General features: G+C 34.7%; 20 protein-coding genes and 1 pseudogene. 15 read left to right on the forward strand and 6 right to left on the reverse strand.

Features of this window, described 5'->3' with window-relative positions:
- Positions 1-1,025, reverse strand: a 1,025-nt coding sequence (locus tag B9N79_RS07225; protein ID WP_085118091.1) for a BCCT family transporter, incomplete at its 3' end; no start/stop codon positions are given.
- Positions 1,026-2,020: 995 nt separating this feature from the next.
- On the opposite strand from B9N79_RS07225, the gene B9N79_RS07230 reads away from it, so the two are divergent.
- Entirely contained in the window at positions 2,021-2,689 is a 669-nt protein-coding gene (locus B9N79_RS07230) for a hypothetical protein (RefSeq protein WP_019392480.1), read from the forward strand.
- 886 nt (positions 2,690-3,575) lie between these two features.
- Positions 3,576-4,433: an alpha/beta fold hydrolase gene (locus tag B9N79_RS07240; protein ID WP_046217051.1), complete on the forward strand. Its 858-nt coding sequence runs from the start codon at positions 3,576-3,578 to the stop codon at positions 4,431-4,433.
- A 142-nt stretch (positions 4,434-4,575) separates the two neighbouring features.
- Here B9N79_RS07240 and B9N79_RS07245 read toward each other — a convergent pair.
- Positions 4,576-5,732 (reverse strand): IS3 family transposase gene (locus B9N79_RS07245; RefSeq protein WP_094041224.1). Its coding sequence is split into 2 segments (ribosomal slippage): positions 4,576-5,462 and positions 5,462-5,732, totalling 1,158 coding nucleotides; the frame shifts between segments, so codons are not numbered across the junction.
- A gap of 781 nt (positions 5,733-6,513) precedes the next feature.
- Here B9N79_RS07245 and B9N79_RS07255 point away from each other — a divergent pair.
- From B9N79_RS07255 to B9N79_RS07265, 3 genes are all read left to right on the forward strand, one after another.
- A complete protein-coding gene (locus tag B9N79_RS07255) occupies positions 6,514-7,332 on the forward strand; it encodes an alpha/beta fold hydrolase (RefSeq protein WP_040058448.1) in 819 nt (272 codons plus the stop codon).
- 282 nt (positions 7,333-7,614) lie between these two features.
- Positions 7,615-8,100 (forward strand): DinB family protein, encoded by a 486-nt coding sequence (locus B9N79_RS07260; RefSeq protein ID WP_040057993.1) that lies wholly within the window; start codon positions 7,615-7,617, stop codon positions 8,098-8,100.
- Between the two features lie 270 nt (positions 8,101-8,370).
- Positions 8,371-8,775: a DUF1259 domain-containing protein gene (locus tag B9N79_RS07265; RefSeq protein ID WP_019392487.1), complete on the forward strand. Its 405-nt coding sequence runs from the start codon at positions 8,371-8,373 to the stop codon at positions 8,773-8,775.
- Between the two features lie 238 nt (positions 8,776-9,013).
- Here B9N79_RS07265 and B9N79_RS07270 read toward each other — a convergent pair whose 3' ends face one another.
- Both B9N79_RS07270 and B9N79_RS07275 read right to left on the reverse strand, forming a co-directional pair.
- Positions 9,014-9,913 carry an alpha/beta hydrolase family protein gene (locus tag B9N79_RS07270; RefSeq protein WP_040057992.1) on the reverse strand — a complete coding sequence of 300 codons (900 nt, stop codon included), beginning with the start codon at positions 9,911-9,913 and terminating at the stop codon, positions 9,014-9,016.
- 162 nt (positions 9,914-10,075) lie between these two features.
- On the reverse strand, positions 10,076-10,819 hold the full coding sequence (locus B9N79_RS07275) for an SDR family NAD(P)-dependent oxidoreductase (protein ID WP_019395238.1): 744 nt from the start codon (positions 10,817-10,819) through the stop codon (positions 10,076-10,078).
- Between the two features lie 141 nt (positions 10,820-10,960).
- Here B9N79_RS07275 and B9N79_RS26935 point away from each other — a divergent pair.
- Positions 10,961-11,091, forward strand: a pseudogene (locus B9N79_RS26935) (IS6 family transposase); the annotation flags it as partial.
- Between the two features lie 316 nt (positions 11,092-11,407).
- On the opposite strand, the gene B9N79_RS07280 reads toward B9N79_RS26935, so the two are convergent.
- Positions 11,408-12,280: a LysR family transcriptional regulator gene (locus B9N79_RS07280; RefSeq protein WP_040057991.1), complete on the reverse strand. Its 873-nt coding sequence runs from the start codon at positions 12,278-12,280 to the stop codon at positions 11,408-11,410.
- Between the two features lie 236 nt (positions 12,281-12,516).
- Between B9N79_RS07280 and B9N79_RS07285 the strand changes: the two genes are divergently transcribed.
- The 7 genes from B9N79_RS07285 (at position 12,517) to B9N79_RS07310 (ending at position 19,039) form a co-directional block, all read left to right on the forward strand.
- The gene (locus B9N79_RS07285) at positions 12,517-13,107 is read left to right on the forward strand and encodes an ankyrin repeat domain-containing protein (RefSeq protein ID WP_046217052.1); all 591 of its coding nucleotides are present in this window, start codon (positions 12,517-12,519) and stop codon (positions 13,105-13,107) included.
- Between the two features lie 71 nt (positions 13,108-13,178).
- A complete protein-coding gene (locus B9N79_RS07290; protein ID WP_019395240.1) occupies positions 13,179-13,646 on the forward strand; it encodes a nucleoside deaminase in 468 nt (155 codons plus the stop codon).
- A 455-nt stretch (positions 13,647-14,101) separates the two neighbouring features.
- Complete coding sequence (locus tag B9N79_RS07295) at positions 14,102-15,337, forward strand: amidohydrolase (RefSeq protein WP_046217053.1); 1,236 nt, start codon at positions 14,102-14,104, stop codon at positions 15,335-15,337.
- Positions 15,338-15,838: 501 nt separating this feature from the next.
- Positions 15,839-16,306, forward strand: coding sequence for a MaoC/PaaZ C-terminal domain-containing protein (locus B9N79_RS07300; RefSeq protein ID WP_019395243.1), 468 nt, complete (start codon positions 15,839-15,841; stop codon positions 16,304-16,306).
- 294 nt (positions 16,307-16,600) lie between these two features.
- Positions 16,601-17,398: a pyrroline-5-carboxylate reductase gene (gene proC / locus B9N79_RS07305; protein ID WP_046217054.1), complete on the forward strand. Its 798-nt coding sequence runs from the start codon at positions 16,601-16,603 to the stop codon at positions 17,396-17,398.
- Between the two features lie 485 nt (positions 17,399-17,883).
- Positions 17,884-18,015, forward strand: coding sequence for a hypothetical protein (locus B9N79_RS26715; RefSeq protein ID WP_275080538.1), 132 nt, complete (start codon positions 17,884-17,886; stop codon positions 18,013-18,015).
- Between the two features lie 262 nt (positions 18,016-18,277).
- On the forward strand, positions 18,278-19,039 hold the full coding sequence (locus B9N79_RS07310; protein ID WP_040057988.1) for an IclR family transcriptional regulator: 762 nt from the start codon (positions 18,278-18,280) through the stop codon (positions 19,037-19,039).
- 99 nt (positions 19,040-19,138) lie between these two features.
- On the opposite strand, the gene B9N79_RS07315 is transcribed toward B9N79_RS07310, so the two are convergent.
- Positions 19,139-19,903 (reverse strand): IclR family transcriptional regulator, encoded by a 765-nt coding sequence (locus B9N79_RS07315; protein ID WP_040057987.1) that lies wholly within the window; start codon positions 19,901-19,903, stop codon positions 19,139-19,141.
- 567 nt (positions 19,904-20,470) lie between these two features.
- Here B9N79_RS07315 and bglB point away from each other — a divergent pair.
- Positions 20,471-21,574 carry a beta-galactosidase BglB gene (bglB, locus tag B9N79_RS07320; protein ID WP_040058445.1) on the forward strand — a complete coding sequence of 368 codons (1,104 nt, stop codon included), beginning with the start codon at positions 20,471-20,473 and terminating at the stop codon, positions 21,572-21,574.
- 159 nt (positions 21,575-21,733) lie between these two features.
- Positions 21,734-23,281: an MFS transporter gene (locus B9N79_RS07325; RefSeq protein ID WP_040057986.1), complete on the forward strand. Its 1,548-nt coding sequence runs from the start codon at positions 21,734-21,736 to the stop codon at positions 23,279-23,281.
- Positions 23,282-23,394 lie beyond the last annotated feature (113 nt).

Raw genomic sequence — 23,394 nt, forward strand, 5'->3', positions numbered from 1 at the left:
AATTCTCGAATCGTTCTTCCTTTAGATACTCGAGCGATAAAGATTCCTACAAATGGAGACCATGCAATCCACCATGCCCAATAAAAGATGGTCCAGCCATTGATCCAGTTACGATGTTTTTCATTAAGGGGAGCTATACGAAAGCTCATATTAATCAAGTTCTGTAGATAAGTGCCCACTGTATCCGTAAATAAATTCAACGTAAATAGAGTTGGCCCCAATATAAACGTTAATAGAAATAATACCAATGCGATGGCCATGTTAGCATTACTAAGAATTTTAATTCCTTTTCCCAAACCTGTTAAGGCTGAAATGATAAATAAGATCGTTACAACGAGCACAATAAGAAATTGACTCATAAGATTGGAAGGAATACCGAATAAATAAGATAAACCTCCATTAATTTGGACAGCTCCAAAACCAAGAGTCGTAGCGACACCGATAACCGTTGCAATAACGGCAATAATATCAATGATTTTCCCTAAAACCCCATCTGCATATTTCCCGATAACCGGCTTTAATGTAGCACTAATTAAGCTACGCTCTCCTTTTCTAAAGGTAAAGTAAGCTAACGAGAGAGCAATAATTCCATATATTGCCCACGCATGGATACCCCAATGGAAGAAGGTAAACCTCATTGCATCTTTCATGGCTTGATCTGTCCCTGTTTCACCTGTTGGAGAGCTGATTGCATAATGACTAATGGGTTCAGCTGTACCATAGAACACTAACCCTATTCCCATTCCTGCACTAAAGAGCATAGCAAGCCAGGTCGGGCGTGAAAACTCAGGCTTATCCTCCTGTTTCCCGAGCTTAATTTGACCAATCGGACTTACTAACAAATACAGACAAACGATAACAAAGAACGTTACGACAATTAAATAGTACCAACCAAATGTATTTGTAATAAAATCTTGCAAATTACTTGTTACAGTTTCAAGTTTTGTGGGCATTGTAATTCCTACAAGAACAAGAAGAGCCAGTATGGCGACTGAAATATAAAAAACTATTGAAACCTTTTTCATGTTAGATTAAAAACTCCCGTCTTTGATTGATTCGCAGAGGGCTTTACTTCAATTGGATAACATTAAAAGATGTACAAGCAATTTAGACACTGTACTTTTTATGAAGCAAGAATAACTACCCCTTAAAGATTGCGTTAATAAAATACTTTGATTAAATTATTTACTTTTTACTTCACTCATATTCTAGATTTAAACCAACTTAGCTAACCAAAATACTTACATGGTTTAATTAGATAAGGAACCTCTATAAGGCGTTGTTTTCTGATTCATTTAATCACTATTCTTTATTACCTTTTTAACTGTTGTCTTTTTCCTGTTTTTTATCTAATAGGTATGCTACTTCAGTATAATTATTCAGGGGGTATTAGGGGATATTTTAATATTATAACATTGATTTTACAGGAATATATTGTAATATGAGTATACAGTAGGGAAGTCGTAAGATCAGATGGTAAAGAATACGAGAGCAAATGGACCTGGAATGGAGGATTGAGCTAGATGTATCTTGAAATTTACTCACATGGTTCTTAGGGAAAACGGGACAGTGATACCCTTAACGTATCCAACGTAACTAAAGTTGTATATCTTATATTCTAAAGAGCAGGAATCTATATAGAGTATCAATATTTGCACTTTATTTGCTTTTAATTTACCTTTGTACCAGAACACTAAATAATGGAGATTTAGTACGGGGATTTTATAAGACTCAATCATAATATGAATTCTAAAATGGATGCTAATATAAAAAGAATAGTACGACTGGGCCTGCAATCAGGGACAAAGTATACGACCATAAAAGAATTTCTGCATTAATGAGTGCCTTCCTCGTATATCTGTGTTAAGTTTATAGACCAAAGAAAAAAATATGTTGAGGGAGTAGTAATAGAACTGGTAATATTCATATAACTTCAAGGGAAAGTTAACCGTTGTCGAGTATTATTCAATGAATTAGCTTAGCTATTTAAAAGTTGAACAATTTGAAGGGAGAATTATACATGAAACTGTATCAAGTAAGAAAAGGACAATTTGTATATTTTAACAATGAGTTACACAAGATTTATTCTGTGAAGCCTGTATACAAACAGTCAGTTCATCTTATCAAGCTGAAAGATTTAACACAGCATTTAACAAATGCCTCGAAAGTTGAAAGATATAAACCTAAACACCTTGATAGCTTTATTTTCAACCATAAGACGTATACTCTTCACAAGGAGAAAAAAGCTGAAGAAGGAGACTATATCTTAATTACAAATCCAAGTCCCGATTACTTGGATCACTATTCATTACATGAAATTGAAATTGTATCGTCTGTTGAAACCAAAGGAGTCATTACAACTAAGTCTAATGGGGTCAAACATAATGAATATTTATTGATGGTTCCGGGCCGTGATAATGACAGTCAACCTATAGATTATTTAGATAAAAATATGGCAGATAGTGATTTAATAAGCAATGATTCTGTTCAACCTGCCAAAAGTACACAAGGTGATATGCCGAATATTGGTGATGTATATAAAAAACGAGATGGCAATCATTCTATTGAGGCCATGGTCGTCGCCATCAACGGTGAAACGATTATTTTGGGAAATAATTTAGAACTCTCCTTGAATGAGTTAAATAATAGTGAAATATGGGAGTTTCAATATAGTCTCCTGGAGGACTGACCATAAGTAAGGCATACCATAAATAGCAAGAGCCTGATGGGATTATTCATTCATCCCTCCCTAACAGTTCTGTGAAATTTCTCTATTGCTTTTTAATGATCCTTTTTCCTATTCATATTGGTAAAATGATTCAAATATAAATTCCTTCTTTTAAAGTCCCCTCACTATAATCTTCTATATACTTAGTTATATGTGAAGAAGATTGATTTTTATAAACATAGCTCTTTTTTTGTAATTAATGCCGAAGATCTTAGCAAAACACAGATAAATGTAGAAAATGCATAGCTTCTTCCTAATAAGTGGCTACATAAGAGTGGATTAAAAAAGCCGTTGAACTTATTAGTTCAACGGCTTCTCTTATACATGTTAAGGTTTGTTATGTAAATACTTTCGCTTCTTCCTAAGTATTATGAACAACAGTAGATAACTTTATCAAAGGCATCTTCAGGAATATACAATTTCTTATTCTTAACCTTATAAGGAATGTTATTCTCTTCAAGGAGTCCTAGATATTCAGGATATATAGAATTGTTATTTCCAATCAGTTGTACATATTCACCACTATATCCTCTTGTAGTAAGGTATGTAAATATAACTATGGTTAAAGTTGTTATACATAATAGAAAGATTATAAATTTTTTCACCTTTTCCTCCTGCTATAAATAAATTCTTAGTTATTTAATGATTCTCTCATATTAATGTATGAATTTCCAAAATTTCAATAGTTTTCAAGATAACTTATATTCTTTTTCTTACAATCAAATGGGTTGATTTATAAATTCCTAGTAGATGATTAAAAGCCAATGGGATGATTTCTTCATCAAATATTTATATACTTGATGTATATACAATATTATAATTATATAAAGGAAGTTGGTGCACTTTTTTGGAACGAAAAGTACATACTCTTGTCATTGAGGATAAGACCATTGAATATTCCAAGGTTGGAGAGGGGATACCTATTCTCATGTTTCATGGTGGACATTCTAATTGTTATGAGGAGTTGGGCTATGCAGAGCTTGTAAAACAAGGATTTTCACTCATCACTCCTTCTAGACCTGGATATGGGCGAACTTCTAAGGAAATTGCAGATAGTCTTTTCACCACTTCTACATTTTATGTGAAATTATTGGATCATTTACATATAGATAAAATTCACATCCTTGCTGTGTCTGCGGGGGGTCCAAGTGGAATTAGTTTTGCAGCTCATTTTCCTGATCGAACATTGAGCCTTACCTTACAGAGTGCTGTCACGAAAGAGTGGTTGACTAAAAAAGATAAAGAATATAAAGCTGCACAAATTATCTTTCATCCTTCTTTTGAAAAATTCACATGGAAAGTAATCGCCTGTCTCAATAACTGTTTTCCCACTTTTACTTTTAAATGCTTTATTCCTTCATTTAGTAAGCTTTCACCTAAAGATGTTATGCTTCAAATTGACAAAGAGAGTATTGAATCCGTACGTAAAATGAATAATCATTATCGTTCACAATATGGATTTCTTATTGACCTTGCACAAGTTAATGAACTTACCTCTCCTACTCTTCAAGCTATTGCCTGTCCAACGTTAATTATGCATAGTAAAAATGATAATGCTGTACCGTTAGAACATGCTTATTTTGCGCATAGTAAAATCAATCAATCAGAGCTTTGTTTACTTGATTGTTGGAGCCATTTAATTTGGCTTGGAGATCAATCTACAGGGGTAAGCAAGAAAGTCGTATCATTTCTTCATAGAGAATGATACGACTTTCTTGTTTATTGAGTCACTCCTAATAATAGACATTATATGAACTACCCTTGTATATCCTATATAGTCTGCAATAGAAAAACCTACTGAACAGCGGGACTGACCCCTGATTTCGAGACAGGGATCAAAACACCTTTTAAACAGCTAGTTGTCGGTATTGTACCGGTGACTGGTTGTTTAGTTTCGTTTGAATACGGATATGGTTATAATAAGTAATGTAGCTTTCGACAGTTTGTTCTACGATGGCAGTCGTAGTACATGTTAACTCGTCGAGGTAAAACGTTTCAGACTTTAGGCTGGAATGAAACGATTCAATGGAGGCATTATCTGCAGGTGTCCCTTTGCGGGACATACTCATGATGATGCCTCTTTCTTTGACTTTTCGTTGATACGCATATGATGTGTAAACCGAACCTTGGTCGCTATGCAACGTACATCCCTCAGGTAAAGAAGGGAGTTGACTTAATGTATCTAAAACAAACTCTACGTTTTGACAATCACTCACTGAATACGCAATGATTTCGCCATTAAATAAATCTTGAATACTTGAAAGATACAACTGTTTAGGTCCAAAAGGCAAGTAGGTAATATCGGTAACCAGCTTTTGAAGAGGGCGCTCTGCTCGGAAATTACGGTTTAACACGTTTTCTGCAACCTGATAAGGTTGTCCTGTTTGTTTCCGTTTTTTCCTTTTCACACGACATTGCCAACCGTATTTCTGCATGACACGCTGTACTACTTTATGGTTGATATGCATGGTTTGATTGAGTAACGCTGTAATTTTTCGATAGCCATATCGAAATTTATGTTTACGGCACTGTTCACCAACTTTTCGTTCTATCCATTTCTTTCTCTTCGTTTCTTCTCCTTGCTCATTTTTCTGCCAACGATAATAAGTGGATCGAGGAATACCCAGGCACTGACAGATTTGAGAGATAGGCAGTTTCTCTTTTAATTCCTCTACTAAGTTCAATACAACTTCTGGTACCACTCCCTTTCCAACTCTTTGTACTTTTTTAAGACTTCAATCTGTTGTTTTAAATATCGATTTTCAGCTTGTAACTTTGATGGAGTATCTTGAGAATGAGGCCCTTTTTGATGGGTGTATGTTTGCCCAACGGGCTGTGCCAAGCGATAGGATTCTCCATTTCTATGCCACCTCATCCATGTTTTGAGTTGTGTATGGTTGCGGATTTGTAAAGCTTCCATAACTTCTTTGACCGGTACTCCTGCCAATCTCATTTCAATTGCTTTTAATTTCACTTCTACTGGATAGCTCACTCTTTTTCCCATAGAAAAAACACCTCCAAGTTATTGTTAGGTACTACATACCCGTTTTTTAACTTAAAGGTGTTTTTTATTTGTCTCACTCTATGGGGTCAGTCCCCAGTACAGCAGTAGGTTTTTCTATAATATAATTTAGTGTTATGGGGGGATGTTTGTTACATCTTGATTAGTTTGCCTTATTTATAACATATTATTCATTAGATAGTCATCATTAGGCTTATGAAGAAAGACTCACCCATAAGCTCTTTCGCATCAAACAAATGATAATTTGAATAAAGAGAGAGTCAATTACGACATTTTCTCTTTCTTTTTTTTTGACTACTACTTCGTTTTACTATTTGATAGCCTGGAGTGGAGTTTAAATGAGGTGCTTGTCCTGTTGCCACAGATTTTCCTTCCTATTCTATAAGTATTTTTCTTTAGAAAAAGAGGATTATTGGAGATGTTTAGGATGTCTATCTTGTTGTTGATTAAGTTCTTCAAAGATATTGGAAGAATAATTAGGCATGGATGAAGTAGGTGAATGGCGGAAGATGCTTTTAATTTAGCTAACTGAGGGAAATATGTATTCAATAAATTTTTGAATTCTCCCACTGTTAGAGGCTTTGCATCATCGTGAAGCTCATAACCTAGTTGTCCATTGGGTTCAATGGTTTCGATTTTTACGAATCTTTTATATTTTCCTATAAATCATTAAAGTCCATGCTAAAATAAATTTAAGAAAGAATGGACTTAAACTAATAGAACAAATGATATTGAAAATGGGAGAGGTAGATAGGAAATGGAAATGAACGACTTTAAAAGAGCGGCAATACAAGTTCCCGGATCAAGCCTATATTATGAGGTTAATGGAAAAGGTCCTTTCCTTCTTTTGATACACGGAGGAGGGGGGGATGCTGATAAATTTCAACGGATTTCCTCCCGACTTGCAGACCATTATACAGTGATTACGTATGACAGGAGAGGACATTCGCGAAGTAAACTCGATAATAGAACTGAGGATTATAATGTAGAAACACACAGTGACGACGCCCACCGCCTACTAGCTAAACTGACAGATAAGCCAGCTTATGTTTTCGGAAGTAGCTCCGGTGCTGTCATTGCACTTGATTTATGTATACGTCATCCAGAACAGGTCAGTGTACTAATTCCTCATGAGCCCGTTCTATTGCCACTTTTAGGCCACGACGAGCAAATTCAAGCTAGGGAATTTATGGAAGCGCTCAAGAAGAACCATAAAAGTGCAGTTGAACATTTATTGTCACATTCAAAAAAGGACATTAGTAATTCTACACAATCAACTGATGTGAAAACCGAACGTCTCTTTCATAATTCAACGTATTTTGTTGAGCGTGAAATTGAGGGGATTCTTAATTATTCATTAGATATTAGCGCATTAAAATCCGCATTAAAGGATTCAACAATGAAGCTACTCCCAGCTGGCGGCGTTGATTCACAGAGCTTTTTTGCTTATCATTGCGCTGGCGCATTAGCAAGATTACTAGGAACAGAGATAGTAGAGTTCCCTGGTGATCATGGGGGTTATAACACCGAATATTATAAGGGATTTGCTGAGAAGTTACACAATGTTTTAAAGAGTATATAACCTATATTTCCACAATAAATTTAAAAAGTGTTCTTCAAAATGGAGAGCACTTTTTTAATCAAGTATAGATTAATTGTGAATGAGTAATTAGGGGAACATCAGGAAAATGTAAAATTACAACGTTAAACATCCTTTTATAACAATTTTTAGGTTATATACCTTCAACATATAGGAAACAAAAATCAACCATAAAATATTTTTAAGGTTGTCTTTCACCATTTAATGTACAATTAACATTGCACGTTTAAAAAATCATAATATTCAAATATAGGAGAAATAGTTATGAGAAAACAAGAATATGATTGGGTAAAGCAAACAAGACACATTTTATTAGATCAGTGCAGACAATTAAACGAGGGAGATTTTACAAAAGAGCTTGGGTTCGGTTCTCAAAGTGTCAGAGATTCTTTAATTCACATGGCAGGTTGCTATCATGCCTGGCTTGGCTCTTTTGTATTATTACAAACTAAAGCCCCTTTATTAACAAAAGAAGTGATTAGTAATATGAAGGTAAACGATATTCAAGTCTATTTTGAACAAGCAGATGTATATGTGGATGATGTATTTAAACAATTTAGTCATAAATTCGATGATGTTATTGAAAGAGAACTTTCCTGGAAGCCAGGCAGTGGTATTGTCAAGAAAACACCCCATCAATTGCTACTACATTCCATTACACATGAGTTTCATCATAAAGGTCAAATTGTAGCTATGCTACGTTTATTGGGATACACTCCTAACAATACAGACATCTTAGGATTATCTTAAAAAGAGATTATAGGAGTTAATATAAGCAATTTTTGTGCTTATAATCAACACTAAGGAAACAGCTGAATTAGTTGGTTCGAACAGATCAGATAAGATTTAATGGGTAGCTTTATTGAAAAAACGAGAACGTTTATTCGCGAAGCCTCTTCTGTATTTACTATTCGTTCATACCAAGAGTTTACATATTCTGCGATGTTTTAAAACTACATTTCTTTGAACATAGAATAGTGTCAAACAACATAATTTTGTTAGTAAAGGGAGGCCTGCGATATGAATAATTTTGATTCAATTTGTGAACAATTTGCTACAATACTTAAAGGGAAAAGTAAAGTAACTCAAGGTAGTTGTTCTGTCTCATTGCATCGCAATTTTAAAGTGTTTGTTCAAGGGCGTCAAAGCAGTTCTGTTTCGCCAGCGGAAGTCTTATTTGAATCATTAGATCAAAGCGGTAATGCATTAAACTTGGCTGAAATCGCTGTTTTACAGGAAGAGATTCCTCGTTTTATGTATTCAATTGTACAACAGGGTTTGAGTGTGAGTGCCCTACATAATCACTGGTTATTTACTAATCCTCTAATTATGTATATTCACATTCAATCTATTGAGCCTCCATTAAGTTTTGCCAAAAAGATGGCACATTCATTTTCATTTTTACGCAGTTATCCCGTTGCCTAAGCAAGTTTTAAATAAATTGAAATAGTTAAAAAGAGAAATAATGGTTCTCCTTTTAATTTTCGCTCCATATAATCTTAAAATTTATTTATCTTAAGTAATTGTTTGTAAAACGGAAGGTCCGTAAAAGTATATATAAATGAAAAGAAAAAGCGCAAACTCATCGGCACTGAACGAGTTTGCGCTTTTTCTACTTCTTGGAACGTATTCTATGTAAACTAAAAATGTATAGAATTCATATTTAAAGAGAATCCAATAAAAAGTTTAAAATATCGTTTTGCAGGTTCTTATGAAATTCCTTACGATTAAAACTTCCTGGATCAAGAGAAGGAGGAAATTCCGGAGATTTCATAAAGTCTGGGAATGGGCTAAGAAATGAAAAATGACCTCCATTTTTTACAACTTTATGCTGAATTTTCTCCACATTAGGAACTCCGTTTAGCACAAATTCACTATGAAAAGAAGGAGTAATAGTATCCTTTTCTCCTGTGATCATTAGAATAGGAATATTTACATTTTCAAGAGCTCTTTTTTCCCTGAACCAGCCAGTTGCGGGAGCTAAAAGAATAAGCGATTGAATGCGCTTATCTTGATACACAGATAAACGATAAGACTTTTGATCAGAAGATTCTTGAGGAAAAGAAGTAGGAACTCCACCTGCTATAGCAAGGGCTGTGTATCCTCCCATTGAATGGCCAATAAGAGAAACAGTATTTGGAGTAATGGATGGAGAAAAGCAACTTTCCTTTAAAAACCAATCTATTACAGTACGAATGTGGTTAGGACGATTCCTTAGATTGTCTATTGTTCCAGATAGCGAATTATCCTCTCGATTATTAAATGGATGCTGAGGTATCCCTACGATAAACCCATTACGAGCTAAAAACTGAGAGATTGTTCGATAGACAAGAGGTGTACTTCCATCTCCATGAGAAATAATCACTAAAGGAAATTCTCCATCTGAAAGGGGCGCACCTTGCGTAACATTCAACGTGTAAGGCCCCAGCCTCTTTACTTTCTCTTCCGTATGTGTAGGATACATAACAAGCAGGGGGAAAGGGGTTTCATTAGCGTGGTTTTCTATATCTATAAACTGATAACCGGCATAAAACGACTCTTTTTCATGTTTTTTTGTTTGCAATCTTATATTCCTCCCTACTTTTATCAATCCCTATTATAAATGTGTGTTAAGTAAACTAGACTAGCATATGATAAGGGAAAAGCGCGAACTCATGATTACTGAGGAGGTTTGCGCTTTTATTACTTCCTTGAATATGTGCTATGGCACAGAACCCTCTTTCATTTAACGTGCGGTATATCCTCCGTCAACAAGAAGGGTTGTACCATTAACAAAACTAGCATCATCACTTGCTAAAAATAAGACAGCCTTCGCTATTTCTTCTGGTTTTCCAAGTCTACCTTGTGGATGAAGAGAAGCTAGAAACTCCTTATCTTGAGGATTAACCTCTGAGAGTAAAGGTGTGTCAATATAACCCGGACAGACTGCATTAATACGAATACCCTCTTTTGCATAAGCTGTACATAAGTTTTGAGTTAATAACTTCACTCCACCTTTTGCAGAGGAATACGCGGTTGGGCTTGGTAATGCAACAAAACTATGAATAGATCCAGCATTCACAATAACACCGCCTGTACCTTGTTTAAGAAACTGTTCAATCGAATATTTATCAGAGAGAAATACCCCTGATAAGTTAATATCAATGGTTCGTTTCCATTTTTCATAGGATAATTCACCTGCTGGTGCATCATCAGCAACGCCAGCATTTGCATACATGATATCTAGCTTTTCATATCGATTCACGGTTTTATTAATCATCTGCTTAATATCTTCTTCCTTTGTTACATCTGTTTTAACATATAATGTATCATATCCATTTGTATTTAATTCTTCCGATATGTCTTTACCTCGTTCTGAAAAGTCAGCAATGACCACTTTTGCACCTTCTTCAGCAAAAAGACGAACAGTCGCTTCACCAATGCCACTTGCCCCGCCTGTTACAATTGCTACTTTGTCTTTTAATTTCATATCAATCCCTCCATTTAACTATTGAATCAACTTAGTAACTATCTTTAACATTATGAACTTTTATCTAGCTGTTTCTCTATCAACAATCCTAAATTCTGAATCTGCAGTATATGTTTCACAGAAGAAAGGAATATTCCATCTATAAAAGAACGTACGCATTCTATGTTGGGATTCAAGTCGTATGAAACAGTCACTTCTATACTAAGTGGCAATGAAGCTTATGCATATGATGAAAAAAGTAATAACTTCACTAACAGGTGAAGTTTGCCTAAAATGAAGATAGATTCATACATAAGTTATTTTGAATTGCATCATATTCTGGGATTAAACAGACCACCTAGGTTCTGTGTCTCTACCAAATGGAACCCGTATTCCAATACATTTTCAAGGTATAGCGCTGGACATTCCTTACCATATGAGTTGTGAAACCATTGGAAGTATTATTTTATATCTTGTCTGTACACATCTGATGGTGATATTACTTTTTGATTATTGACTAAGATAAGACGTGAAATTGTTTAGTAAATCCATACGTATAAACCTTCATAAATTGTGGTGTGTTAGGGAGCAACCGTCAATTTGTTACATCTAAATTGTGAATAGATTGATAAAGTTTTGGGCAGCTTTGGATAAGTAATGATTTTTGAGCCATATCACCCCAACTGAACCAGCCAACTTCGTCGCGCTTGAAATTTTATAAGCATGTATAGGATATGCCCTGTGCCGTTTAAGTAAAGTCTCTGGAACAATAGATGCACCAAAGTCAGACGAGACCAAATCCATCAAAAGACTAATGTCGGAACACTCTCCAATAATATGGGGGTGGAGTTTAAATCGAGAGAACGCCTCTAAGATTAAGTAATGAACACCTAATCCCTCTGTACTCGGTAAAAGAAGTGGAACGTTTTCAATTTCGGCAAGTGAAACTTCATGATCGGCCGGTTTTTGTTTTTGGGATGTTATTAAGTAAAATGGCTCGGTATGAAGATGAAGAACTGAAAAATCATCCAACTCTAGTGGCAATCGAATGATTGCTAGCTCTATAACTCGATCTCTTACTAATTTACAAAGGTGAGAGGATTCATTTTGTTGAATTTTATAAGTCACTTTAGGGTATTGCTTTTTAAATTGATGAAGAATTTCAGATAACTCGGCAACCGAAAATGTATTTATGCCTACAGTGAGCCTGCCGTTTATTCCATCTCCCACTTCCTTGACTTCCATTTTAGCTTCTTCCATTAACTGAGTCATTTGCAAGGCATATTTATATAAGGCTTTTCCTGCTTCTGTTACCTCTAATGATTTTCCACTTCTTTCTACTAATTTTACACCTAGTTCTTCTTCCATTGTTTTCAGATGTTGGCTTAATGGAGGTTGCGAGATATGAATTCTTTCAGCAGCGGCGGAAATCTTCTTTTCCTCTACAATTGCTATAAAATATCGTAGCTGTCTTATGTCCATAGTATAAAACACCTCTTTTATTATATGAAAAACTTAAGTAAAACTTATTTTTTTTATATTTTTCATATGCTCACCTCGATGTTAACCTATTTTTATAAGAAAAAAAAGAAGTTGTAATGGTGTATCGAATTTTCATGATTTTATTTGTTGTGTTGCTTATCGTGTATCAAATGAATCTCCCCTCCTCCCAAAGTTTACCGAAAGAAACGCAACCCCTAGAAAAGAAGGTGAAAACAATGAACCAACAACTTACTTCTTCAGCAGAAAAAGGAGAAACAGATAACGTTCTAAAACTGCTTAAAAATGGAGCAGAGATCAATGCCACGGATCGACATGGAAAAACAGCCGTTATGGTAGCGACTTATAACAATAAGGTAGATACGGTAAAGGCACTGATTCAAAAGGCCGCAAATATTAATATTCGTGATAATAACTCAGATAATGTACTCCTGTATGCCGGAGCGGAAGGGCTTCTCGAAATTGTTAAACTTGCGATTGACGCTGGTGCAGATACAACACTTACGAATAGGTATGGAGGTACAGCTCTTATACCTGCTTCAGAACGTGGACTTGTTGAGGTTGTGAAAGAACTACTTACCCATTCGGATATAGATGTCAATCACATTAATCATTTGAATTGGACGGCATTACCAGAGGCGATCATCCTAGGTGATGGCGGAGAGAAACATCAAAAGATCGTACAACTATTAGTGGATCATGGGGCTGATATCCACATTGCTGATAGAGATGGGGTCACTCCTTTGAAACACGTACAAAAACGCGGATTCAAAGAAATTGAAAAGGTATTAAAAAAAGCAGGATCATAGTTCAAAGACTGTATGTGTTAAAAGGATTGTCTTAGATAGAACGATACTAATTTTAACTTGAGGTGATTTTCATGGATTTTATAAAACATACAATCAACCTAGCGCTAGAAAATGTTGAAAATGGCGGCCGGCCGTTTGCCACTGTCATCGTACGAGACGGAGAAGTGATTGCCGAAAGTCCAAATCTTGTCGCCCAAACACACGATCCAACGGCTCACGCTGAAGTACTTGCGATAAGAAAGGCATGTAAAAAATTACAAACCGAACATTTAACTGATTGCGAAATTTATATCCTTGCGAGTCCATGTCCAATGTGCTTAGGTTCTCTCTATTATTGCAGTCCTAAAAAAGTAATTTATATCACTACACGGGAAGATTATGCTCCTTACTATAGGGATGACCGCAAGTACTTTGAATTGGAAACCTTCTATGATGAGTACTGTAAACCTATCGAGGAACGCAGACTACCTATGATTCAGCAAAAAGATGAAGAGAGTATAAAAGTTTACCAACGGTGGAGCGATTTAAATAATAAGTAGGCTGTAATGTTAAGTTACACATTCATAGATCATGTTTATGAAGTCAAAAGTGTTCAAGTTATTCCTAATACTTTGAATACTTTTGAAGTAGTAAGTATTCAAACGGAAAAAGGGGCCTTGTGACTGTTTTCTTTAAGGGGAATTTAGTAGAAGGAATTAAAGAATTTTAAGAAGCATTATAGTGTGATATCTAGAGTAAACGGTGCTATTACAATCGGAAATATCACATCTTTGTAGAAACTATGAGTTGCCAGTCAGGATTTTGAGTTTGAATCGTTAAACGAAGAAAGTTAGAGAACGGCCAGCAATATCGCTACCTTCAGCCATTCCTAAATGTTTCAAAGTACCCTTGGAGACTATTTTGGCAAAATCAAAATCAATTACAATTAAATTCTTTTATTCCATCTATATGATAGTTAGAGCATTTTAAATTTCAAATAGAGAGGATTGATTATATGAGTTCTGCTTATTGGCTAACAAATGTCCGGTTAGAGAGTGGCCATCAGATTGCCAATGGCGTGATAACAGGTACAAAGACAGGAAGTTTCCACCTATTCATCCAGGAGGGGAATATTGGGAAGGTTGTATCTGCTGATGATATCATTACAGATGATTTACCACAAAAAGATGCGAAGGGGTTGTTGGGTCTTCCATCTTTTGCAGAAAAACATTGTCATTTGGATAAAACATTGCTTGGTGACCGATGGCGTGCTGTCACGCCCACTCCTAGTATTTTTGAACGCCTTCAAATTGAAAAAGAAGTTCTCCCTTCTTTGGAAACTACAACACAAGAACGTGCGGAAAAGTTGCTTGATATGTATTTGAAGTCTGGTGTAACTCATATTCGCACGCATGTGGATATTTATCCAGAGGTTGGGTTGAATAATTTGGAAGAAGTCAAAAAAGCCTTGCAAACATTTGAAGGAAGGTTATCGAATGAAATTGTCGCATTTCCGCAACATGGTTTATTGCGTACGAAGGCAAAGGGTTTACTAAGAGAAGCCCTTCGCCAAGGTGCAGGCTTTGTAGGTGGTGTTGATCCGGCTACCGTAGATGGGGATATCGAAGCTTCTTTACAACAGATGGTTGAACTTGCTGTTGAAGGAAATGCAGGAATCGACTTGCATTTACATGACCCAGATTATCTAGGTGTATTCACAATAAAAAGATTGGCTCAGCTAACGAAAGAAGCCGGTCTGCAAGGTAAAGTTGCAATTAGCCATGCATATTCACTCGGGGATATACCTTTGTCTCAAGCAGAAGAAATAGCAGAATTACTGGCTGATGCAGGAATTTCCATTATTACAAGTGTACCGATTGATCGGAAGTTTCCACCGGTTGGCTTATTATGCAAAAAAGGCGTATCAGTTGCCGTCGGGTGTGATAATATTTTTGATGTTTGGTCTCCCTTTGGAAATGGAGATGTTTTAGAACGTGCTGGTCGTTTAGCAGAGATTTCAAATTGGGTAAATGAGCAGCCATTAGCCCAAACGCTTTCCTACATTACAGATGGTAAGGTACCACTTGATCTGGAAGGAAAACAAGTTTGGCCCCAAGTCGGAGACGATGCAAACATCGCGTTCGTTGAAGCCTCTTGTTCTGCTGAAGCCATTGCAAGAAGATCGGAACGAGTCGCAACGATGTTCAAAGGAGATATTGTTTCAGGTTCTTTTAAATTAGGTGAAAAATAACTAATAAATCATAGCCAAGACAGAAGTGAATATATTATATTGGGATAATTCTAAACAGCTTACATGTTATTATGTCCGTAAAAGAATAGTTAAGAGAAATGTAAAAAGCGTAACACCCTTGTCGTTCCATAGTGTTACGCTTTTTTACCGCTGATAAGGTCTATTATGTGAACTAAAACTGTATATAGGGTCTACAGATTAAAAATAGAAGAAACCACTCAAAGGGTTTTTTAATCATGCATTGCCCCTGCTTCTCGAGAAGTCATTGCTCCTTGTCCTTCACTTACATCTTTTTGAATTTCTTGTTTTACTTTTTGTACATTGGTTCTAGAAAATTCTGATTTCATAGTAGAATTCAACATAAGTAGATATAGAATTCTTAAATAGGAATGCTATGTTATACTATTTACTGGGTATTTTAGATATATAACAATATTTACACAAATATTTATTTTTATTATTAATATAGGATTCACTCTAATTATCACGGAGGTTAACAATATGTATTTTGAAGAGTTTAAAATTGGACAACGATTTCAATGTGAATCGTTTCTAGTTACAGAAGAAGAGATCCATACTTTCGCAATGAAATATGATCCTCATCCCATTCACATTGATCAGGAGTTTGCTGAAAATAATTCTATGTTTAACGGGATTATTAGCTCAGGATTTCTTACTCTGAGTGCAATGTGGGGACAATGGATTAGATTGGGTAAATTTGGAAATGAGTTTATCGTAGGGAAAAACTTTGATTATGTAAAATTTACAGCACCGGTAAGAATGAATGATACCCTGACTACTGAAGTAGAAATTGTGGAGAAGAAACTATCATCTAAATCAGGACGTGGAGAAATTACTTTAAAATTTGTTGTGACTAACCAGCAAGATGAAGTAGTATTATTAACGCAAATAAATGTACTCTTAAAAACGAGAAAAACTATTCAACAAGAGAAGGTTATAACACGATAATTAAAATGTTGAAATTTTGAGTTGTATGGTTACTGAATACAACTCAAAATTTTAAAAAAGCACCTCTCCTATAACATCTGTTGAGAATTTTTTTGGTTGAGATAAGAGAAAAAAGGGCTAGGAGAACTAGAACTTTAAGAATCTGAAGTAATGGGTGGCTTACTATTATTAGGATTCACCTTTGTTAGTGAAACAAGATTCCGAAGGATTACAGATTTAGAATGCCCTATCCACTAATCAGGAAACCTCTCCTAATAAAGGCGGCAAATACAACACGGAAAAAGGTGAGTAACAATGAGTAACACTAAAAAACATGTATTATTTATAGGGGCAGGGCGCATGGCCCAAGCCTTAATTAAAGGAGTAAACAAAAATGAATTTTCCATTCTTGTCGGCAACAATGGAAATGAAGAGCGGTTGCGTGAGATAAAAGAAACCTTTGAGGTGGGAACCACTAATCACTGGTCACAAGAGATACACAAGATGGATATCATTATTCTTGCTATGCCGCCTGAGTCTCATGACGATATTCTTGCAAAATTATCTAAAGACATTAGTGGACAATTAGTCATGACGGTAGCGGCTGGAATAGGTCCAACTTACCTCGAGTCCAGGCTTCCTAAAGGGACACCTGTAGCTTGGGTTATGCCTAATACAGCGGCTAAATTATGTAAGTCAATGACTTTGTATGCACTCGGTCAAAATGTAAATCAAGAACAACAGGGCTGGATTGAGGCACTAATTTACGATATTGGTGAATTTGAAAAAGTAACGGAGCAACAAATTCATGAGCTAACTGCTGTAACTGGAAGTGCTCCAGCATTTATTTATCGGGTAGCAGAAGCACTTGAAAAAATAACATTAGAGTCAGGTGTCAATAAAGATCAAGCAAGAAAGCTAGTAGCCAACATGATTGCTGGTTCTGCAGAAATGCTAAAAACAAATGCGGCTCCTGCTGAACTTGCAGATGAGGTAGCCACTCCTGGCGGTTCAACAGCTGCTGGTTTAGAGGTACTAGACACAAACCATTTAGACCGTTTAATGATTGATGCCATTGAAGCATGCCGCCAAAAAGCAATGAGGCAAGAGTAAATAAACATAAAAATCCTTCCATTACGAATGATGGAAGGATTTTTTAATTAAGTAGTCACTAGAATATTGGTTAAATGCAATAGCTTGATTAATTCTTCTTCTCACACATCTTCGGGTAAATCAGAGGCATTCGATTAGTTTGTAGGGCCAGTTAATATAAGAACTAAAACTATCAAAAATAATGTTTGCTTTATCATATAACCGCCTCAGTGCATAGTGTCCCTTTAATAAGATTTATTTATTAAATCTTATTGTTCAGTTATCCTGCCCTTTAATAGTTCGTAAAAGTATACGTTTATCGATAATTTAATTTTATAACCAATCTAGCATGTTTAAGTTCGTTTAATTTTGAAATTAAAATACAAACGTTCTTTTGAATACATCCATTTTTACGAACGTTTTTATTAATATAATAGAGAGTTAAACACAAAAAGAATATAAAAATAGAAAATCTGGACACATGCATATAGGGGGCTGAGATTAAAATGAAGGATGTCATCATCAATGTATGGATAAGGAGTTTATTCTCAAGACATTTTCACCGGCAAACAAAGCGGAAAAAATGGCAATGGGGGCAGTACCAAATGATGAAACGGATGATTCGCATTGAGTGCTGATATTAGTATATGTAAGTGTTGGAAGGGTGATTTGAGGTTTTTACGCCGGAATTTTTTATCCTTTCTTACATTATCTTTCTCCTAGAATCAAAGTTTAATCTTAATTGCATTATGTTTTCTTTTTGTACGGTTAATGATATGATTTTCACAAGTCTGTTTGACCTGAGAAATTTTTTACCCTTACAAAATGCCTAAAAAAGAACTCTTTTATAGTATATAAATGATTCCATCCTCTCTTAATCAACAATAGGAAGTGATACAAATGGAGAAAACAAAGCAGCCTTATGGAACGGTTCTTATTAAAGCCTCGCATATCTTGGATTTTTTATCAAGTTGTGATGAACCGCAGTCTTTGAATAGAATTGCCAAAGAAACTGGTTTAACGAATTCTACAGCTTTAAAAATACTAGACACTTTACTCATGATAGGTTATGTCCAAAAAAACGCTGAGTTAAAGAAGTTTAGTCTTGGTTTATCAATTATTAAATATGCTAATAAGTCAATAAATAATTTAGATATTAAAAAAATTGCACAACCACATTTAGAAGAGTTACAAAATGTAACAAATGAAACAGTTCACTTAGGTATTCAAGATAAAGATAGTATTATTTATATCACAAAAATAGAGAGTAAAAATCCTATATGTCTCTATTCAAAAGTTGGCAATAGTATTCCTATGTATTGTTCAGCAATGGGAAAAGCTATTTTAGCCTATTCATCAGATGAAGAAATTCAAAATTATTTAGATCGTCAGCCATTAAATAAATTAACGAACAACACCATTACAAATAAGCCTGAATTTATGGAAGAGATTTTGAAGGTTAGAGAAATGGGTTATGCTTATGATAATGCTGAACATGAAGAAGATGTATTTTGTATTGGAGCCTCTATTACTTTGAATAACAAAAAGTATGGAGCGTTTAGTGTTAGTATTCCTAAATATAGACTGACGGAAGAGTTTCAAAAACAAATTATTGAAGCAATACAAATTTGTAAAAATAATATCTTAAACGATCTTCATTAACAGAGAAAGTGTATTAAAGTTAAATTTAGCCAAGGCCTTCTTTATAGAAGTCCTTGGCTTTTATATGTTTGTAAAGCCTTTGTCATAACATAAAAAAACTTAGTTTATATAACCTAGTTTCTTGGAGATGTGCTCACTGCATTCTTTGGCATATTTTCCGTAGATGTTGATTTCTTCTTCTGGAAAGCGAAGTGTTGGCACAGAAATACTGAGGGCACCAACTACATTCTTAGAAAAGTCAAAAATGGGTGCTGCCACACATCGTATTCCAATTTCAGTTTCTTCATTATCAATTGCGTATCCATTTTCCCTTATTGATACTAATTGCTCTAGAAAATCCTCAATTTTTGTAATCGTGTAAGGGGTATTTTGCACAATCTCACTTTTATTCCATACATCTATTACTTTTTCCTTATTAGAAAATGCAAGAATGGCTTTCCCTACAGCTGTACGATACATCGGATTCTTCTTTCCTATCCATGTATGCATTCTTATTGTGTTAGTAGATTCAACTTTATGTATATAAACGATTTCAGTTCCTTCTTCAACAACAAGATGGATGGTTTCCTTTGTTAATTGAGCCAATTTTTCAAGATCAGGTTTTGCCTCCTCTAATAAATCAAGGTCTTGTATTCTTTTATTACCCATTTCGAATAGTTTAAAGGTACATCTGTATTTATTTGAATCTTTTATTTGTTCAATATATCCGTTACTCACAAGCGTTGATACTAATCGATACACTGTTGTTTTATTTAAATTTAAAGATTTACATATATCAGTAATACCAATTTGATTGTGTTGAGACACGATTCCTAAAATCGCTAATGCTCTATCAACAGATTGAACAGTGTCACTCTTAATCAATATTGCCACATCCCATAATAGATAATTTGTTTAACGTTACTGTTAATTATAGAGCTTTCCTACTTAAAAATCTATTACTCATTATCAATGTGAAAAGGAAGTATCTATTTTAAAAAATCAAATCTCCCTATAAGAAAATCAAATTATTAATGGATTTATAGTTATAAAATCCAAAAGATATCCACATTATGATGGTTTGATACAAAAGTATAGGGTGATAAAATTGTCTGTTTATATTTGTTTTGTAGCGAATATATCCGTTTATATTTTTGTTTTTTGTGTATAATCTTTTGAAAATATGAAAAACATATTGATATCCTATATTTTTTTTCGTATAATGAAATAAGAATTCACAATGTGAAACAAAAAAATAATTAATAAAATATAGTAAAAAAGCTAGGCATAGAGTGTTAGAATTGAAAGCGTGTTCAGTATTTCAGACAAATATTCTTATTTATTTCATAATTGTGAATACTGATACTTTTTGTAGAAAACAAAACGAGTAAAGAGATAGGTTGAACTATAAAAAGTATGAGAGATAATTTATTTTTGCTTGGAGGGAACAGCATGATTCAAAATAAAGCATTTATTGAAAAAGAAGAAGTAGTAAGCTATATCAATTTACTAATGAATAATCTTTCACAGATTAAAGATAATACTGGGGAATTCTTGCTGCATTTTGATGACGTAGTAGTAGATGACAAGAGTTGGGCAGTGTGGAATTGGCCGCAAGGTGTAGGATTATACGGAATACATAAATATTCAAGACTATCAGGCGATCAAAAAGCTTTAAAGATTGTAACAGATTGGTTTAAAGATAGATTTGAAGAAGGAGTTCCTCCTAAAAATGTAAATACAATGGCTCCGCTTTTAACATTGGCCTTTCTATATGAAGAAACGAAGGATAAATCACTTATTCCTCATCTTGAAGAGTGGGCAGAATGGGTAATGCATGATATGCCACGTACAAAAGAAAACGGACTGCAACATATGACATATGGTCCGGAAAATAAAAACCAGCTATGGGATGATACGTTAATGATGACTGTATTACCATTAGCAAAGATAGGTATGCTTTTCAATAAACAAGAGTATATAGAAGAAGCTAAAAAACAATTCTTAATACACATTAAATATTTAAGTGATCGAAAAACAGGATTATGGTTCCATGGATGGACTTTTGAAGGAAATCACAACTATGCAGAAGCGCTATGGGGAAGAGGGAACTGCTGGATTACCATTGCAATTCCGGAAATTATCGAAATATTAGAGTTAAAAGAAGGGGATTTCTTTAGAGAATTCTTAATCGATACATTAAAGAGACAAGTAGAAACATTAGCTCAGTATCAAGATGAAAGCGGTTTATGGCATACGTTAATTAATGATAAAACATCTTATCTTGAAGCATCTGCCACAGCAGGGTTCGCATATGGAATTTTAAAGTCTGTTCATAAAGGCTATATAAGTCAAGAATATAAGGAAGTTGCTTATAAAGCTATTCAAGGAATGCTGAGAGAAGTAAGTAAAGATGGAGCTTTACAAAAAGTTTCAGTTGGAACAGGTATGGGAGATAGCTTAGATTTTTATAAGGAAATCAAAATAACAACAATGCCGTATGGACAGTCATTAGCAGTTCTCTGCTTAGCTGAATTTTTACATTCCTATAGTTAATTACAAGGGGGCATTACGAATACTCATTAGAAGTGTAACACTTCATGAGTATTCGTAATTTAACTATAGAAAGTCAATTTTATGATTAAATTAAAAGTAGATATTCAGTTCACATCTATATGAAAGCGCTTCTAATATACGACGGGAGAGAAAACGGGGATGGAGAAGAGACAGATAAAACTTGTTAATTATTTAGCGTATGGATCCACCGATTTTTTAGGTGCGGGTGCTTTTGCTTTAACAGCAGCTTGGCTATTGTATTTCTACACAACATTTTGTGGGCTAACCCCAGTTCAAGCTGGATCTATTTTTGCAATTGCCCGTTTTGTCGATGCTATAGCCGCTCCAGTAATGGGTTATATAACAGACAACTTCCATAAAACTAAACTTGGAAAGAAATTTGGAAGAAGAAGATTCTTTCTATTAATTTCCATTCCTTTAGTGCTTTGTTATTCCTTAATTTGGGTTAGCGGTATGAGTTATTGGTACTACTTACTTACATATATCGCCTTTGAAATTGTGTATACAATGGTGTTAATTCCTTATGAAACATTAGCATCAGAAATGACGACAGACTTTAAAAAGCGTGCAAAGTTCACTGGTGCCAGAATGTTTACCGCTCAGTTATCAGCCGTATTTGCTGCATTTATTCCGGGAAGACTAGTTGAAGCGTTAGGAAAAGATGATCCTATGACGTTTCTTTATGCAGGAACCATCTTTACAGTCATTTTTGTTTGCGTATTAACATTTGTTTACAAATTCACATGGGAAAGACCTTTAGAAGATATATTAAATGAAGAAGTGCAAGAAGAAAAAATACCATTCTTTAAAAATGTAAAGAAGGTATATATAGATTTAATCTCAACTTTAAGAGTCAGAGCGTTTAGGCAACATTTGGGGATGTATTTAGGGGCTTATCTAAGCCAAGATATCTTTAATGCAGTTTTTACCTACTTCATTGTTTTTTCTCTTGCGCAAGATACAGTTGTAGCTTCCAATTTAATGACAGTTATGTATCTGCTGCAAATCTTTGGGGTATGGCTGGCTATGACTATGACTCTAAAATTAAATCCGGCTCCAGCATATAGAGTCGCAATTTCTCTATTTATGGTAGGTGTCATTGGATACGTAGTTGTTTATTATGCTAATCCGTCCAATTTGATGTTAATGCTGTTCATCTTGATAGGTATAGCGGGTCTTGGAAGAGGTGGATTGAACTTTATTCCGTGGAACATCTATCCTTTTATTCCAGATGTAGATGAAGTTCTTACAGGGCAAAGAAGAGAAGGTGTATTTGCGGGTATGATGACATTTATACGCAAAGCTTCTCAAGCACTTGCTGTGTTCCTTGTTAGTTTTGTTCTACAAGAAGCTGGTTTTGTTTCAGGAAAAGATGTCCAATCAGCTTCAGCACTCACTGCTATTATAGCAATTTTAACAATAGGAACCTTAATTTTTCTTGTTGGAGGTTTTTTAATCTCTTACAGATACAAGTTAACAAAAGAGAATCATACGATTTTATTAAATGAGATTAGCAGGTTGAAAAGTGGGGGTTCTATGAGTCACGTTGATACTACTACTCGTAAAGTGGTTGAACAATTATCAGGGTGGCAGTATGAAAAGCTTTGGGGAAACAATCCAGTTGGATATAAAAATAGCATTGCTTATAAAAATCTTCAGGATAAAAAGAAGTCAAAAACAAGTTAAACAACCGTTTTTAAGATGAAATTTCATTATAGAAGTTTTAAATAGTTTCATTAATGATTGAAATTTCAAATAGTTTCATATATAATTAGAATCGTTAATTTCCAAATAAGAAA

The sequence above is a fragment of the Priestia filamentosa genome, from assembly GCF_900177535.1.
GTDB classification, from domain to species: domain Bacteria; phylum Bacillota; class Bacilli; order Bacillales; family Bacillaceae_H; genus Bacillus_I; species Bacillus_I filamentosa.

Coding starts and splice junctions, on each gene's coding strand:
- B9N79_RS07265 (WP_019392487.1), top strand. CDS start 8,371: ATGAATAATTTTGATTCAATTTGTGAACAATTTGCTACAATACTTAAA.
- B9N79_RS07310 (WP_040057988.1), top strand. CDS start 18,278: ATGGAGAAAACAAAGCAGCCTTATGGAACGGTTCTTATTAAAGCCTCG.
- B9N79_RS07290 (WP_019395240.1), top strand. CDS start 13,179: ATGGATTTTATAAAACATACAATCAACCTAGCGCTAGAAAATGTTGAA.
- B9N79_RS07285 (WP_046217052.1), top strand. CDS start 12,517: ATGAACCAACAACTTACTTCTTCAGCAGAAAAAGGAGAAACAGATAAC.
- B9N79_RS07230 (WP_019392480.1), top strand. CDS start 2,021: ATGAAACTGTATCAAGTAAGAAAAGGACAATTTGTATATTTTAACAAT.
- bglB (WP_040058445.1), top strand. CDS start 20,471: ATGATTCAAAATAAAGCATTTATTGAAAAAGAAGAAGTAGTAAGCTAT.
- B9N79_RS07260 (WP_040057993.1), top strand. CDS start 7,615: ATGAGAAAACAAGAATATGATTGGGTAAAGCAAACAAGACACATTTTA.
- B9N79_RS07280 (WP_040057991.1), bottom strand. CDS start 12,280: ATGGACATAAGACAGCTACGATATTTTATAGCAATTGTAGAGGAAAAG.
- B9N79_RS07325 (WP_040057986.1), top strand. CDS start 21,734: ATGGAGAAGAGACAGATAAAACTTGTTAATTATTTAGCGTATGGATCC.
- B9N79_RS26715 (WP_275080538.1), top strand. CDS start 17,884: ATGAAGGATGTCATCATCAATGTATGGATAAGGAGTTTATTCTCAAGA.
- B9N79_RS07275 (WP_019395238.1), bottom strand. CDS start 10,819: ATGAAATTAAAAGACAAAGTAGCAATTGTAACAGGCGGGGCAAGTGGC.
- B9N79_RS07295 (WP_046217053.1), top strand. CDS start 14,102: ATGAGTTCTGCTTATTGGCTAACAAATGTCCGGTTAGAGAGTGGCCAT.
- B9N79_RS07300 (WP_019395243.1), top strand. CDS start 15,839: ATGTATTTTGAAGAGTTTAAAATTGGACAACGATTTCAATGTGAATCG.
- B9N79_RS07255 (WP_040058448.1), top strand. CDS start 6,514: ATGAACGACTTTAAAAGAGCGGCAATACAAGTTCCCGGATCAAGCCTA.
- proC (WP_046217054.1), top strand. CDS start 16,601: ATGAGTAACACTAAAAAACATGTATTATTTATAGGGGCAGGGCGCATG.